General features: G+C 67.8%; 13 protein-coding genes and 1 other RNA gene. 9 read left to right on the top strand and 5 right to left on the bottom strand.

The annotated features are described in order from the left end of the window. Nucleotides 1–9 precede the first annotated feature (9 nt). Nucleotides 10–174: a hypothetical protein gene (locus AC0IY0_RS26975; RefSeq protein WP_461231477.1), complete on the bottom strand. Its 165-nt coding sequence runs from the start codon at nucleotides 172–174 to the stop codon at nucleotides 10–12. A 373-nt stretch (nucleotides 175–547) separates the two neighbouring features. Between AC0IY0_RS26975 and AC0IY0_RS26980 the strand changes: the two genes are divergently transcribed. Continuing rightward, on the top strand, nucleotides 548–1381 hold the full coding sequence (locus AC0IY0_RS26980; protein WP_147957816.1) for an outer membrane protein: 834 nt from the start codon (nucleotides 548–550) through the stop codon (nucleotides 1379–1381). Nucleotides 1382–1579: 198 nt separating this feature from the next. Here AC0IY0_RS26980 and AC0IY0_RS26985 read toward each other — a convergent pair whose 3' ends face one another. Next, entirely contained in the window at nucleotides 1580–3199 is a 1620-nt protein-coding gene (locus tag AC0IY0_RS26985; RefSeq protein ID WP_471766203.1) for a methyl-accepting chemotaxis protein, read from the bottom strand. Nucleotides 3200–3427: 228 nt separating this feature from the next. Between AC0IY0_RS26985 and ssrA the strand changes: the two genes are divergently transcribed. From ssrA to AC0IY0_RS27025, 8 genes are all read left to right on the top strand, one after another. After that, nucleotides 3428–3599, top strand: a transfer-messenger RNA (tmRNA) gene (gene ssrA, locus AC0IY0_RS26990). Nucleotides 3600–4054: 455 nt separating this feature from the next. Then, nucleotides 4055–4867: a transporter substrate-binding domain-containing protein gene (locus tag AC0IY0_RS26995; protein ID WP_471766213.1), complete on the top strand. Its 813-nt coding sequence runs from the start codon at nucleotides 4055–4057 to the stop codon at nucleotides 4865–4867. A gap of 16 nt (nucleotides 4868–4883) precedes the next feature. Beyond that, a complete protein-coding gene (locus tag AC0IY0_RS27000; protein ID WP_147909729.1) occupies nucleotides 4884–5627 on the top strand; it encodes an amino acid ABC transporter permease in 744 nt (247 codons plus the stop codon). A 47-nt stretch (nucleotides 5628–5674) separates the two neighbouring features. Further along, nucleotides 5675–6406 (top strand): amino acid ABC transporter permease, encoded by a 732-nt coding sequence (locus AC0IY0_RS27005; RefSeq protein WP_246692409.1) that lies wholly within the window; start codon nucleotides 5675–5677, stop codon nucleotides 6404–6406. 17 nt (nucleotides 6407–6423) lie between these two features. Further along, complete coding sequence (locus AC0IY0_RS27010) at nucleotides 6424–7218, top strand: amino acid ABC transporter ATP-binding protein (RefSeq protein ID WP_471766204.1); 795 nt, start codon at nucleotides 6424–6426, stop codon at nucleotides 7216–7218. Then, a complete protein-coding gene (locus AC0IY0_RS27015; RefSeq protein WP_471766205.1) occupies nucleotides 7218–8552 on the top strand; it encodes an MmgE/PrpD family protein in 1335 nt (444 codons plus the stop codon). The genes AC0IY0_RS27010 and AC0IY0_RS27015 overlap by 1 nt, the downstream gene beginning before the upstream one ends. A gap of 40 nt (nucleotides 8553–8592) precedes the next feature. Next, on the top strand, nucleotides 8593–9894 hold the full coding sequence (locus AC0IY0_RS27020; RefSeq protein WP_471766206.1) for an LLM class flavin-dependent oxidoreductase: 1302 nt from the start codon (nucleotides 8593–8595) through the stop codon (nucleotides 9892–9894). 621 nt (nucleotides 9895–10515) lie between these two features. Next, nucleotides 10516–11517 carry a hypothetical protein gene (locus tag AC0IY0_RS27025; protein WP_471766207.1) on the top strand — a complete coding sequence of 334 codons (1002 nt, stop codon included), beginning with the start codon at nucleotides 10516–10518 and terminating at the stop codon, nucleotides 11515–11517. Between the two features lie 111 nt (nucleotides 11518–11628). Here AC0IY0_RS27025 and AC0IY0_RS27030 read toward each other — a convergent pair whose 3' ends face one another. The 3 genes from AC0IY0_RS27030 to AC0IY0_RS27040 form a co-directional block, all read right to left on the bottom strand. Continuing rightward, nucleotides 11629–12687, bottom strand: coding sequence for a phytanoyl-CoA dioxygenase family protein (locus tag AC0IY0_RS27030; protein ID WP_471766208.1), 1059 nt, complete (start codon nucleotides 12685–12687; stop codon nucleotides 11629–11631). 384 nt (nucleotides 12688–13071) lie between these two features. Then, complete coding sequence (locus AC0IY0_RS27035; RefSeq protein ID WP_471766209.1) at nucleotides 13072–13365, bottom strand: Dabb family protein; 294 nt, start codon at nucleotides 13363–13365, stop codon at nucleotides 13072–13074. Between the two features lie 278 nt (nucleotides 13366–13643). Then, nucleotides 13644–14237 (bottom strand): acyltransferase, encoded by a 594-nt coding sequence (locus AC0IY0_RS27040; RefSeq protein ID WP_471766210.1) that lies wholly within the window; start codon nucleotides 14235–14237, stop codon nucleotides 13644–13646. Between the last annotated feature and the right edge of the window lie 140 nt (nucleotides 14238–14377).

Genomic DNA, 14377 nt, shown 5'->3' on the forward strand with positions numbered 1-14377 from the left:
GGAGCGGCTCTAATCGGTGGCCTCGGCCGTCCGTGAAATGGCGCCACCGCGCCCGAAGGTCTCGTGGGCCGCCTGCGTCAGCTCCCGGCGGGCGACGACGTCGGCCAAGGCCATCAGGATGCCCATCAGCCCCAGGACCAAGACAATGCGGCGGAGGATCGGTCGATTGGACATGCGCGGCATCCAGAGACGTCGAGCTGTCTAGCAGCGCCCCCGAAAAGCCGCTGCCGCCCCCGGGCCACAGTGGGTACGGAATGTGAACGCGAGCACTGCCGCCATCCTTCTGCTGCCCTCCGCGAACCCGTTCTGTCGCTCTTCGGCCACAGGGGCTCGGCAACCGTCGCCGTCGCCGCAACCGATGCGCGGCGTCGGCGTTGTCACAGTCGGCCCAGTATTCCCGAATGATGTCTGGCGGACCGCAGCCATTTACCGCCGGTTTACTATGATGCCCGGTGTCGTTGCCGGCGGGTGTGTCCGTAAAACTACAGCTTTCTTCCCGACGGATTGGTAGTCATGGCGTCAGATTTCACGTCCTGGATTACCCCGCATGACCAAGCTTCTCGCCTCCCTGGCCGCCTTCACCGCCCTGACCGGCGCCGCTGCCGCCGCCGACCTGCCGCGTCGCGCCGCCCCGCCGCCCGTGTTCACCCCGGTGCCGGTGTTCACCTGGACCGGCTTCTACGCGGGTTTCAACGCCGGCTACGCCTTCGACGCCAGCAGCCGCTCGAACAACTCCACCTTCGGCGTCCCGGCCCCGTTCGCCGTTCCCGGCACCACCGCCACCTTCCGCAACCGCAGCCAGGACGGCTTCTCCGGCGGCGCGCAGATCGGCTACAACGTCCAGTTCACCCCGGGTTCGGGCGTGGTCGTCGGCATCGAGGCCGACGCCCAGTACCTCGACTTCGGCCGTAGCCGGAACAACGCCTTCGTGAACGGCGCCGTCGCCCCGGGCTACTACGTCACCGACCCGCGCGGCCTGTCGAGCCTCGACTACTTCGGCACCGTGCGCGGCCGCCTCGGCTACGCCTTCGACCGCACCCTCGTGTACGGCACCGGCGGCTTCGCCTACGGCTCGGGCAGCGCCGACCGCTCGTTCGGCGGCTACGCCGGCAACGACAGCTTCCGCACCGGCTACGCGGTGGGCGGCGGTGTCGAGTTCGCCCTCCCCACCGAGTCGTTCCTGAACTTCTTCCGCTCCTCGGCCGTGACGTTCAAGATCGAAGGTCTGTACGTCAACCTGGAGCGCGGCAACCGCAACCAGGGCGCCCTGGTCGTCAACGCCGCCAACCTCGTCCCGGTGGCCTACAGCGCCATCGGTCGCCGCGACGACGAGTTCGCCGTCGTCCGCGCCGGCCTGAACTACAAGTTCGGCTCGTACTAGGACCCGCGACGCTCCCGGCCTTAACGCCGGGAGTCGTCTTCGCCGGAAGTCGTCTTGGCCGGGAGCCGCTTCGGCATCCCAGCCCGGTCAAATCGGCCGCTCCGGCCGTGCAGAACCCCGGGTGCCCCTGGCACCCGGGGTTTTTCCATTGCGCAAAGGTGAGCCGCGGCCTCGGATGACCCGGGACCGGTACCGCCCTTAGTGCCGGTAGCGTTCGGCCAGGGCCATGAGGGCCTGGGCGAGTTCGGTGAGGTTGGCCGAGGCCGCCTCGACCTCGCGGGTGCCGGCCGCCGTCTGCTGGCTGGCCTGGCGGATGTTCTGCAGCGCGCCCATCACCTGCTCGATCCCGAGCTGCTGCTGGTTGGTCGAGGCCACGATCTGCTGGAACGTCTGCACGTTCTCCTCCACCCGCGCCGTGATCTCCTCGATCGTCCGCTGGGTCGTGTCCGAGCGCGTCTTGCCGGCCGCCGCGCGCTTGACCGCCTCCTCGGTGAGCATCACCGACGTGTTGATGCCCCGCTGGATCTCGCCCAGGATCCCCCGGACCTGACCGGTGGCCGCCTTGGCCTGGTCGGCCAGCAGCTTCATCTCGGAGGCCACCACGGCGAAGCTGCGCCCGCTCTCGCCGGCCGCCGCCGCCTCGATCGCGGCGTTCAGCGCCAGCAGGTGCGTGCGCTCCGAGATGTCGTTGACCGTCTCGATGATGTCGCCGATCGTCTGGGTCTTCTCCGACAGGCTGACGATGTTGCCGGCCACCGCCTCGGCCTGCTCGCGGATCGCGTCCATCGCCTTGGCGGTGTCGGAGACCGCGCGCAGGCCCTGCCGGGAGGTCTGGGCCGTGGCTTGGGCGGTGGCGATCACCTCGGTGGCACGCTTGCCGATCTGGGCGCCGGAATGGGTGATCTCGTCCACCGTGGCCGCAGTCTCCTGCACGGCCGCGAACTGCTCCTCGACCGACGCCGCCTGCTGCTGCGCCGAGGCGCGGATCTCGGCCGCGGCGGCGTTCAGGTCGGCGGTGGCCGCCCGGCTCGTGCGGGCGAGGTCCGACAGGTTGTCCACCATCGCGTTCAGGGTCCGCCCCAGGCGCGCGATCTCGTCACGCCCGCCGGAGCGCAGCCGGCCGGACAAATCGCCCGCGCCGACCCGTTCGACGAAGCCCAACACGGCCCCGAGGGGCCGGACGATCAGGCGGTTGATGGCAAGCCCGATCCCGGCGCAGATCAGGAGCGTGATCAGGGTGCCGCCCCACAGGGCGAGGCTCTCGTTGCGCTCGGCCCGGGCGACGCGCAGCTTCAAGGCGACCCGGCGGGCTTCTTCGGCGGTCTCGATGGCGCCCAGCTTGGACCGCAGGGTGTCGAACAGCTGCTTGCCCGCGCCCTCGGCCTCGATGCGGATCGCCTCGGGCCGGGTCGCCGGGTCGGCTGCGCCCTTGATCGCCGCCTCGCTGATCTCGGTCTGCCAAGTGCGCGCCGCCGTGGCGGCATCGGCCAGAAGCCGCGACGCCGTCGCGTCGGTGCCGATCAGGAGGCCGAGGCGGTTGATCGCCGCGTCCAGGGCCGGCCGTCCCTGCCGGTAGGGTTCGAGGCTGCCATCCCGTCCGGTGATCAGGTAGCCGCGCAGCCCCGTCTCCTGGTTGAGCATGGCGTTGCGGAACGCGTCGAGGCCGCGGATCGTCTGGTTCGACCGGTCGAGGACGTCGTTGGCGTCCTGCAGCTGCCCGCGGGTGACCAGGACCGCCCCACTGCTGAGCACCGAGACCAGCGCGATGACGCCGATGGCGCCGCCTAGGGTGCGGTTGAGGCCCAACGTGTTCTGCATGCTCGACTTTCCCTGCCTGGATTTGCGGACGGCCGCGCGCGGCCGCGGCTATCGATGGCGGGTAAGCCCATAACGCCCAAACCCCGCCGGTGCGAGCGACCGGCGGCGACAGCGCGCCGCCCTTCCGGGCCGGGGCCCTCCGCATGACGGTACGGCGGTCTGCGATGCCGCCACGAACCAGTGGACCTTCCGGCGCGTACGCGGTAGAATGTCCGCGAGGTTGATGACCGGTTCATAATAACGTTTCAGGACCCGGGGGCGGTACCCGGCGCCTCCACCAAAAACATCCTGCCCGGTGATTTTCACGGGGCAGCGCAGACGGACCTTAACGGGCGTCGATTGCGGCCAGGGTGTTTCTGCTGGGGGCGAAGTTAGGTTCGACTGGACGGTAAAGGGACCGCGAGTTCTACCCTGTTTCGGCAGGATAAGATGCGATCTTCGGTAAGGACTCGACCGGTTCGGCGCAGGCAACCCCTGTTCCGGGCACCTGACCAAAACTCTAAATGCCAACGATAACGTTGTCATGGATGCCCGCCTCGCGGCGTAAGCATCTTGCGGCAGGGCAGCCGTAGAAACAGAACCCGGGGCTTCGGCCCCGGGGCCCACCTTTTTCCTTCATCGCGATGATCGACGACGCTCAGTGGCCAAGCCGTGGGCGGTCGATGCACGTCCGGACGCTCGGATCGCGCCTTGACCGGCAGCGGTGCAGACTCTTCCTCAGCCTGGGCGAGACTTCGGCGGCGCGGCGCATTCCGGCTTTTCGCGCGTCCACGTCCCCCGTAAGGATGGGCCCGCCTCGCGCATTACACCGGAGCCGTCATGGCGCGCACCTCGTCGTTGAAATCCTGTCTCGGCATGCTCGCCTTGGTCTCCCTCGGCACGGTCACGAGCCAGACGGCCCAAGCGGACGCGACGCTCGACCGGATCAAGGGGCGGCAGAAGTTCACGGTCGGCATCATCCTGTCGGGTGCGCCCTTCGGCTACATCGATCCGCAGAGCCGGGCCGAGAAGGGCTTCAATATCGACCTGGCGAAGGCGCTGGCCGAGAAGCTCGGCGTGAAGGTCGAGCTCGTCACCGTCACGCCGCCCAACCGCGTGCAGTTCCTGCAGCAGGGCAAGGTCGACGTCCTGATCGCCAACATGCAGTTCACCGAGGATCGCGCGAAGATCATGGATCACGTGCAGACCCCGTATGACCGAGCCGGCGGTGCCGCGCTCGGCCGTAAGGACAGCGGGATCAAGGACTGGGCGGACCTGAAGGGCAAGCCGGTCTGCATCTCGCAGGGCTCGAACTACGCGCAGCCCCTGGCCGACACCTACGGCGCCGAGGTGAAGGGCATCCCGAGCCAGCCGGAATCGATGCTCGCGCTCCAGGGCGGCAATTGCGTCGTCGCCGTCCACGTGGCGCCGACGATCAAGCTGCTGCTCGCCGACCGCCCGAACGAGTGGAAGGACTTCGCCATCGTCATCCCGACGGAGCTGGAGCCGGCCGATTCGGTGATCTGGCTGCGCAAGGGCGAGCGCGACACCGGCGCGGTGCTGGACGCGGCGGTGCGCGATCTCCATGCCTCGGGTGCGATGCTGGAGATGGCCAAGGCCAACCGTCTGGTCGATCCGACCTTCCTGGAGGAGGCACGGCGCAGATACGCCGCGCCCGCCAAGCCGTAACCGCGTCGCTGCCGGCATGATCGACCAAGCCGTCCGGACCTTCATCGCCCTCGCGGGCGAGGTCGGCCTGCACTACGACTTCCTCCTCAGCGCGTCCGAGGTCCGGCCCTGGATCGCCGGCATGGGCACCACGCTCCTGCTCGTGCTCGTGGCAATCCCGCTGAGCCTTGCGGCCGGCGTGGCCTTCGCGGCGGCCCTGACCTCGGGCCGGCCCTGGCTCGCCGGCCCGGTGCGGGCCTATGTCGAGCTCACCCGCAACACCCCGACCCTCGTCCAGCTCATGTTCGCGTTCTTCGCGCTCAACATGCTGCTGTCGAAGGCGCTCGGCGGCGCGGCCCACAACCCGTTCACGCCGTTCTTCTGGGTGGTCGCAGTCACCGGGCTCCACGTCGCCGCCTTCCACGCCGAAGCTTTGCGCGGCGGGATCGAGGCCGTGCCGGCAGCCATGGTGGAGACGGCGCATGCCATCGGCTTCTCCGCCTTCGAGGTCCTGCGCTTCGTGACGCTTCCCCTCGCCCTGCGCACGGCGATGCCGGCCATCGTGAACAACCTCGTCAACCTCGTGAAGCTGACGACCATCGGGTCGGCGATCGCGGTGGGCGAGGTCACCTATGCGTCGATCATGATCTGGACGCAGCGCGACAACGTCCTCGAACTGATGATCGTGATCCTGCTGTTCTTCGGCCTGATCAACACGGTGCTGTCGCAGGTCGGCCGGTACGTGGAGCGTCGCCTCGCCGTCCCGGGCTACGGCGTGTGAGCACCGCCGCGCTCCCCGCGCGAAGCCGCGCCACCCTCGGTCCGGCCCTGGCATGGCTCGGTCTCGCCGCCGCCGGCTTCCTCCTGTGGTTCGTGCTCGACGCGCGGCTCGCCCGCGACCTGCTCGACTGGCTGCCCTATCTCGCCTCGGGCTTCGCCATGAACATCCTGATCAGCGTGCTCGCCATGGGCGCGGGCACGCTCGCGGGCGTCATGCTGGGGGCGATGGAGCTGTCGGCCTCGCGGCTCGTGCGAGCCCCGGCGGTGGCCTACGTGCAAGTCTTCCGCAACGCGCCGCACCTCGTGCTGATCTTCGCCACCACCTACATCTTCCCATTCGAGATCGTGGTGGCTGGCAACTACCTGCCCTTTCCCGACTGGCTGAAGGCGGTGTTCGGGCTCGCGATCCCGGCGAGCGCCTACGTGGCCGAGATCGTCCGCGGGGCGATCCAGTCGGTCCCGACCACGCAGTGGGACGCCGCCAAGGGCGTCGGCATGTCCCGCGGGCAAACCCTGCGCTGGATCATCCTGCCCCAGTGCCTGCGCCGGGCGCTGCCGCCCTGGATGAACCTCTACGCCTCGATCACCATGAGCACGGCGCTGGCCTCCCTGGTCGGCGTCCACGAGCTGCTGCACGCGGCCACCGACGCGAGCACGGCGGTGCGCCGCGACGACTTCACCATCGCGGTCTACCTCACGGTGCTCGCCGCCTTCTTCCTCTTCTGCTTCCCGATCTCGCGCCTGACGCGGCGCCTCGAACGCCGCCTCGCCCCGCGCTGAAAGTCGATCGCCGCCCCATGGCACAGGATTCCACCCCCCGGCCGATCCTCGTCGAGCTTCAGGACGTCCACCTGTCCTTCGGGGCGGCCGAAGTGCTCAAGGGCATCGATCTCACGGTGGCGAAGGGGGATGCGGTCTCGATCATCGGACCGTCCGGATCGGGCAAGTCCACGATCCTGCGCTGCATCAACGGGCTCGCCCAGCCTCAGGCGGGCCGGATCACGGTGGCCGGCACCCGGGTCGACACCCTGCGCACCGAGGCCGAGCGGATCGCCCTGCGCAAGCGCATCGGCATCGTGTTCCAGCAATACAACCTGTTCCCGCACCTCACCGTGCTGGAGAACATCACCATCGCGCCAACCCGCATCCTCAAGGTGCCGCGGGCCGAGGCCGAGGCCCTGGCCCGCGACCTGCTCGCCCGGGTCCGCCTCGTCGACAAGGCCATGGCCTATCCGGGCGCATTGTCCGGCGGCCAGCAGCAGCGCGTCGCCATCGCGCGGGCGCTGGCCATGCGGCCGGACCTCGTCCTGTTCGACGAGGTCACCTCCGCCCTGGATCCCGAGATGGTCGGCGAGGTGCTTGCCGTCATCCGGGAGCTGGTCCGCGACGGGCTGACCAGCATTCTCGTCACCCACGAGATGCGCTTCGCCGAAGAGATCAGCGATACGATCGCGTTCACCGAGAACGGCCGGATCGTGGCGCAGGCCCCGCCGGCCGAGCTGTTCTATCGGTCCGGCAATCCGCGCATCCGCCAGTTCATCGGCGGCTTCCAGGGCTACCGGGACGCCGTGCAGGACCGGGAGGGGATCTGATGCCGAACCCGTGCACCGCCGCCCTGGCGGAGGCGATCGTCGCCGCCCGCCCGGACGCCGATACCGCCGCCATGATGGCGGCGCGGGTCGCGCTGGTGGACTTCCTGGCCTGCGCGCTGGCGGGCAGCACCGACCCGTCGCTCGCGACGTTGCGCGGCGTCTTCGGCGATGCGCCCGGCCGCGCCCTGGTGATCGGCTCCGGGCAGCCGGCCGACCCGTTCCTCGCCGCCCTCCTCAACGGCCATGCGGGCCACGTGCTCGACTACGACGACGTGCAGGTCAGCGTGCGCGGCCATCCGACCACCGTGATCGTCCCGGCGCTGCTCGCCACCCTCGACCCGGACGCGCTCCCCACCGCGGTCGCGTTCCTGGCCGCCTACCTGGTCGGGCTGGAGACGATGGCGCATCTCGGGCGCGCGATCGGCCCCGCCCATTACGAGCGCGGCTTCCACGCCACCGCCACCCTCGGTCCACTCGGCGCCGCGGCCGCGATCGCGCATCTGCGCGGCTTCACCGCCGGGACGACCGCGATCGCCCTCGGTCTCGCCGCGACGCAGGCCGCCGGGCTGCGGCTGCAATTCGGATCCGACGCGAAGCCGCTCCATGCCGGGCTCGCCGCCCGCAACGGCCTGGCGGCGGCCCTCCTGGCCGAGGCCGGCCTGTCCGGCGCCGACGACGGCCTCGATGGCGCGAACGGGTTCCTGCAGGCCTACGGCTTCGGCGAGGCGGCGCCCGAGCGGCTGCTGGAAGATTGGGGCGCCCCCTGGCAGATCGTCCGCCCCGGCCTGACCCTCAAGGCGTTCCCGTGCTGCACGGCGGCCCACCCCGTGGCAGTGGCCGGCCTCGCCTTCCACCGCGAGGGGATCCGCGACTTGGCGGGGGCGACGATCACCTTCCCGCCGGGGGGCGACGCGGCCCTGGTGGTCCGGACGCCGCGCACCGGCATCGAGGCACGGTTCAGCCCGGAATACATCCTGGCCGCGGCCCTGGTGGACGGGGCGGTCCGGATCGACAATTTCGACGCGCGTCCGGTCCGCCCCGACCTCGCGGCGCTGGCGGCGCGGGTCGAGCGCCGGCACGATCCGTCCGCCCGCCGCCTTTCCTCAGACCCGAGCACGCGCTTCGTCGTGGTGGAGATCACGGACCCCGCGGGCCGCACGAATTGCCGGCGCATCGACGGCCTGCCTGGGCTCACTGATCCCGACGACAAGTTCCGGGACGCGACCGCCGGTTCGGAGGCCTTGCGTCCGGTGCCCGACCTCGTGCGCACCATGCACGACGGAAACGATCTCGCCCGCCTCCTCGGCCTTCTCGCGCGACGGCTGCAGCCGTGAGCATCCCGGCCGCCCCCGAACCGCATCCGTGAGCCCGCCTATGACGACGACCCCGCGACAGATGCATCTTGGCCTGTTCCTGCAGGGAGCCGGCCATCACGTCTCCGGCTGGCGCCACCCGCGCGCCGAGGCCGGCAGCGAGAATTTCGACCTCCTGCGCCGGGTGACGCAGATGGCCGAGGACGCCAAGTTCGACATGGTGTTCCTCGCGGACGGCCTTACCAGCGCGGTGGACGCGCATCCGTCGATGATCGCGCGCTTCGAGCCGCTGACGCTGTTGAGCGCCCTGGCGATGGTGACGAGCCGCATCGGCCTCGCGGCGACCTCCTCGACCACCTACGGCGAGCCGTATCACACCGCCCGCGCCTTCGCGTCGCTCGATCATTTGAGCGGCGGACGGGCGGCGTGGAACGTCGTCACCACCTCCTACGCGCGCACCGCCGACAACTTCTCGAAGGACCATCCCGCGCATGACGAGCGCTACGCCGTCGCCGAGGAGTTCGTCGACGTGGTCTGCGGCCTCTGGGACAGCTGGGACGACGACGCCTTCGTGAAGGACAAGGCACGCGGCATCTACGCCGATCCCGCGAAGGTGCGGGTGCTCGACCATGTCGGCCGCTACTTCCGTACCAAGGGCCCGCTCAACATCCCACGTTCGCCGCAAGGCCACCCGATCCTGATCCAGGCCGGTTCGTCCGGTCCGGGCCAGGATCTCGCCGCCCGCCGGGCCGACGTGGTGTTCACCGCCCAGCAGACCATCGAGGAGGCGCAGACATTCTACGCCAGCCTCCGGCAGCGCGTCGCCGGCTTCGGCCGCGATCCCGCGACCGTGGCGGTCATGCCGGGCATCCTCCCGGTCATCGGTCGGACGCTGGAGGAGGCGAGCGCGAAGCTGATCGAACTCGATCGGTGGACGGAGATCGCCAAGGCGATGCCGCTGTTGGAAGAGCGTCTCGGCCATTCGCTGGCAACCTACGATTTGGACGGCCCGCTCCCGGACCTCCCGATCTCGGATCAGCTGCGCAGCCGCGCCGAACTCCTCACCGGGCTGGCCCGCCGGGAGCGGTTGACCATACGCCAGCTCGCCCTGCGGGTGGCAGCGGGGCGCGGCCACCACATGATCGTCGGCACGGCGACGGACGTCGCCGACCGCATGCAGGCTTGGTTCGAGGGTGGGGCCGCGGACGGCTTCAACGTGATGCCGCCCTTCTTCCCCGAGGGGCTGAGCGATTTCAATCGGGAGGTTGTTCCGTTACTCCAGGAGCGTGGCCTATTTCGTACTGAGTATGCAGGGACGACTTTGCGCGCACATCTGGATCTGCCGAAGCCGAAGCCGGAATAAAGACGGTTTGCGATTGGGATTGCCCTGGTGTCGGCGCGGGTGCGAACACCATCGATCGATTTGGTTCGTGGCAGAACGTCCGGGGGAGCGGCGTCGCTTAGATGGGCACGGCGTTCGGGGCCGCAGGCCTCGAATTCATCTCCGAGAAGGGCGGCGGGGCTGAGATCCGGCTTCGGGAGCCAACATAATAAACCCGCGCTGCGTTCGTTGTGGCGTCAGCAGACCGCTTTGGTCAGGGATTAAGAATGCGCCAATCTCATCCGCGCCGTCAGTCTCATCGCGTTCGCCGTCCCCCCCCTCGGCACAGGCTCCAAAACGTGGCAATGCGGAACTGCAGACCTATTGCGCGGGTGACGCGATCAGGTTCTGTGCCGGCATCAATCTAAATAGTTCACAGATGGACGCCTGCTTCAAGGGAAACACGATCCAGCTGTTCCCCCATTAGCCGCCGTGCCATCGATGCATACAAGGGTGGCGGTGGTAAGTAGCGCTGGGCCTTTGGCTGATGATTCTGAACGATCATCTTCGCTCAACGCGCTCGAACTTTCGCTTGCATATGCCGCCACCGACGGTTCCGGCCGGCGCAGCGCTTGCACCCGACGACGTTTTTGAGTTCATGTGATGATGCACCGCGTAGTTTTTGCCCTGGCTGCCCTCACTATCTTGGGGGCGCCGGCCGCCGCTCAAACCTTCACTCTGCCGTTTTCGGCCAGTGTGGCGAATTCAGGCCAGCCCGGGCTTCAGGAGAGGCCGCTTTTCCTCTCTAACAGCTTCGGCGGCTCGACCTTCGACGACCGCGCGACCCTGCGCGTGGATCGTGACGTCGAAACTGCGTCCGGCGGCGGCAAGCCATGGTGGACCTACAAAGCGTTCTGGGCGAACACGACGACGAGCTTCATCTCGCCAGGCTTCGAGTGGACCATCACGGGCGAACTGCACAACCGCTCCCGCAAGAGCGCGAATGCCCAGAACGTCGCCGTGAACGGCACAGCCTGGAAGAAGCCCACCGACAACGGCGAAGAGACCAGCACGACCTGGGCCGGCAACTTCAACTGTGTCGATCAGACAGGCAGGGCTGCGCCGACCACCTCCTGCGTTGCGCTCGAACTCGACATCGGTGGGGTCGTCGGGCCGGATCCGAACCGGCAGCGCGTGCTCGCGCATGCGGGCGGCGGCGGAGAGCCTGGCAGCCACGTGGCCTACGGCTACATGGTTTCGACCGGGCAAGGCGTGACCATCGACCGAGCGTTCTCGACGGCCAACGTCGGATCAACGTTTGGCATCGGCCTCGACCTTGCGGGCGGCTCCTTTAGCGGAGCCGCTGTGCTCTTGGCACCTGGCCAATGGGTTGGCCTCGACGGGGACGCCGACGGCAAGTTCACCCGCTTTCTCGGCTTTAACCCGGCCGATAGCACGCTCACCTACATGACAAGCGGTGGCCCTCTGCTGAGATTCACTGACGACGGGGCAGCCTACCTAGGACGGGTCGTCGAAACGATCCCGCACGTGCCCGCATCGGCGAGCACGCCTTGCGTCCCGGGGGAGCATGCCTGGGATCAGAGCTACGAATATCGCTGTGTTGCGCCGAACCGTTGGAAGCGGGCTGCGCTGAGCGACTGGTAGCAGGTCGATCGTCCAGCCTCATTCCTCCATCATCGTGGCCGCCGCGAGCGGTTGTGACGTAATTCGTCTTCGGTTCGGCAACTCAGCCGAGGGATGATCGAAGGATTTGCACTATCGCGCGATCTTGCTGCGGATCTTGATGTCGGGGCTCGACGCTCCGCAGGTCGGCAAGCTCTCGACGGGACCATGTACCGCCGAAGTCGACGCTGATAAATCGTGGTAGCAGATGCGGCCTTCCGCGAAATAGTGGTGCACCAAAGCTTTGCGGGAGCGCTGCAAGTCGGTCCGAGCAGAGCCGCCGTGCAGCAGGTTGGCATGCCAGAACAGCACGTCGCCCTTTCGCGCCGTGAAGTGAGCCGGCTTCGCGCCGTGCTCGGCGATCTCGTGCTTGATCGCGGGCTCATACCGCTCGGAGTAGGCGCTGTAGCCACGTTCACGAAAGTCGTCCGTGGAGATGCCGACGTCGTGGCTGAACAGGTAGGGCAGACGATGCGTGCCGGGGTAGTAGACCAACGGTCCCGCATCGGCGTGGATATCCTCCATCGCGATCCAGCACGCGGCCAAATAGCCGAGCGGATAGGTGGTCATATGGATTGAATCCGAATGCTCGGACTGCTGGCTGCCCTTGTGCGACGCGATCGTCTGAAACGGAATCGCCGGCCGGCCCAACACCAGGCTGCTGAAGTTGACCAGCACCGGATGTTGCAGAAGTTGATCGAGCTCTTCCACCTTCAGGTGTGGGTTGAGGTAGCGGCCCGGGTGAGGATCGTCCTCCGCAGCCTTCTCTTCCCCCAGGGTGACTTCGCCGCGAGCGATCGCAGCTTCGTAGGCAGCCCAGGCCTCATCAATCGTGTCGACATCGATTGCGCCGCGCAGGACGTAGTAGCCGTTCGCTTCCCAGTCCCGGCAGATCTCAGCCTGCCTGGGGGTTATTTCCCGGCGCGCTACGCGCCTTTCGATGATGTCGACGGCATCGGGCTGATCGAGCCACGGGCTCGGTCCGGACTCAGGGAAGCTCTCGGCGCGGAAGACCTTGATGCAGCCAATATCGACAGGAATGTCGGCATCGACCCTATGGGACCGAGCCGAGCTCGGCTCCGGTGCGACCGGAAGGGCATCGTCTCGTCCGAGCGCCAAATTGCGCGCGGCAACCCTCAGAGTACGCGCCACGCCTACAGCTCGCGCAAGGCTCGGTGCCATTCCTCGTCTCCAACCCGACCGAGTTTTGTTCTTCAAGCGATCAGGGGGGATGATCACGGCGTCACGATGGCAGAAATCCATGATCGCCTGACGATCGGGCTATCATGTGAAGGCGAGGTCAGGTCTGACATGCTGCTCCGCGAATCGAAGGAGTAAGCCAGCCACGGCAAGCCGAGGCCACGCCCGTGGTGAGGGACTGCACTGAGCCCCGCTGGCCAGCGATCGGATCGGGTGGCGCGGTCGAGCTGGGCGTCCTCGGCGCCGATGCGGGCGCTTGTCAGCAATCTTGCGGCGACATCTTATATCCTTAGGTTGTCCGCCGCCCTCACCGATTCAACTCAGTCGGATCCTGCGCTAGACGTCGTCGACGACCTGGACGGCCTCTGCGGCCTGCGATAGCCGTTCCAATGCGATCGTGTAGCCAGGTAGCGCGCGGAAAGCGTCGCGCGCGTCCGTGGTCCCGAAGACGACGGCGAATGCGTGCGTGAAGCCTATCGCCCGCACCCGCGGATCCGCATCCGGGCCGCAGGCGAGCGAAGAGACTTCCCCCACGTGGTCACACAGCGCGATGAAGGATTGCAGGACGGCATCGCGCTCCGGCTGCAGCGTTCCGGCGCCGAACCGTATGAAGAGGGCATGACGGATCATCGAACGGTCACACCGTCGACGCCCGCGCTGTAACGAGCGCGGCCAGTGCCGGGATCGATGCGGCGGATCGGACAGGAGGCGTTCGATTCTTCTTGTCCCTCATGCGTCCTCCCTCGACATCATCAGCAATCGATGTGCGCCGTTCCTCTAGCGTCCCCGCCGTACCCTCAGGGATGCCCGTTGAAGTCTCGATGGTCCTTAGCTCGGCTGGCCCCGGATCGCCATCGGTCCAGAGGCGGATCGAGATGTCAGCCAACAGTGTTCGAGCGGGGCGCGCCTCAGTGCCGCCAGCAGACGCCTGAGCGCAGGAGACGCGCCGGGTTGCCGACGATCAGGCTGTTGGGGCCGAAGCTGCCGGTGACGATCGAGCCAGCGCCAACGACAGAGTCGTGGCCAATGCTTGCGCCCTTCAACACCATCGCCCGCGCGCCGACCCACACGTGTTCGCCGAGTCGGATGTCCCGGGCTTCGTTGATGCGTTCGCCAGAAGTGACGTCGAACACTTGGTGAAAGTCTGAGGCACTGAACACCGTGTCGCCAGCGATCAGGCAGCGTGCACCGATGCTGATCTGACTGCCCTCATGCGTGCTCAAGCTCACCGTCCCCGCGAAGCCGACCTCACGCCCGATATCGATCCGCGCACCTTCACCGAACGCGTTCAGGCTGAGCCGACCGATCACGCAATCCGGGCCGATCGTGATCGAGGCGTGCGAGCCGATGGCGAGGGAGAAGTCACCGCTGGTCACCGGTCCGCCGATCTCGACCCGCGCGCCCTCGCCGGTGAACAGGATGGTGCCGGTGGAGTAGCGTCGGAATTTCTCCGACAGCACGATGGTGTTGGCGCTGAGGTTGCCGTGGATCTCGACCGTCATGCAAGCCTGTTCCGGGCGCGTAGAATGCGCCGCGGTTCGTTTAGAGCCGTCTCGATCCGCGCGGTGATCGCCCCCCACAGGGTGGTCCAAAGTTCAAGTTAGTGCGCGGTAGGCCGCTTCACCACGGGTAGCTTGGCCGG

This window comes from Methylobacterium sp. AC315, assembly GCF_979253755.1.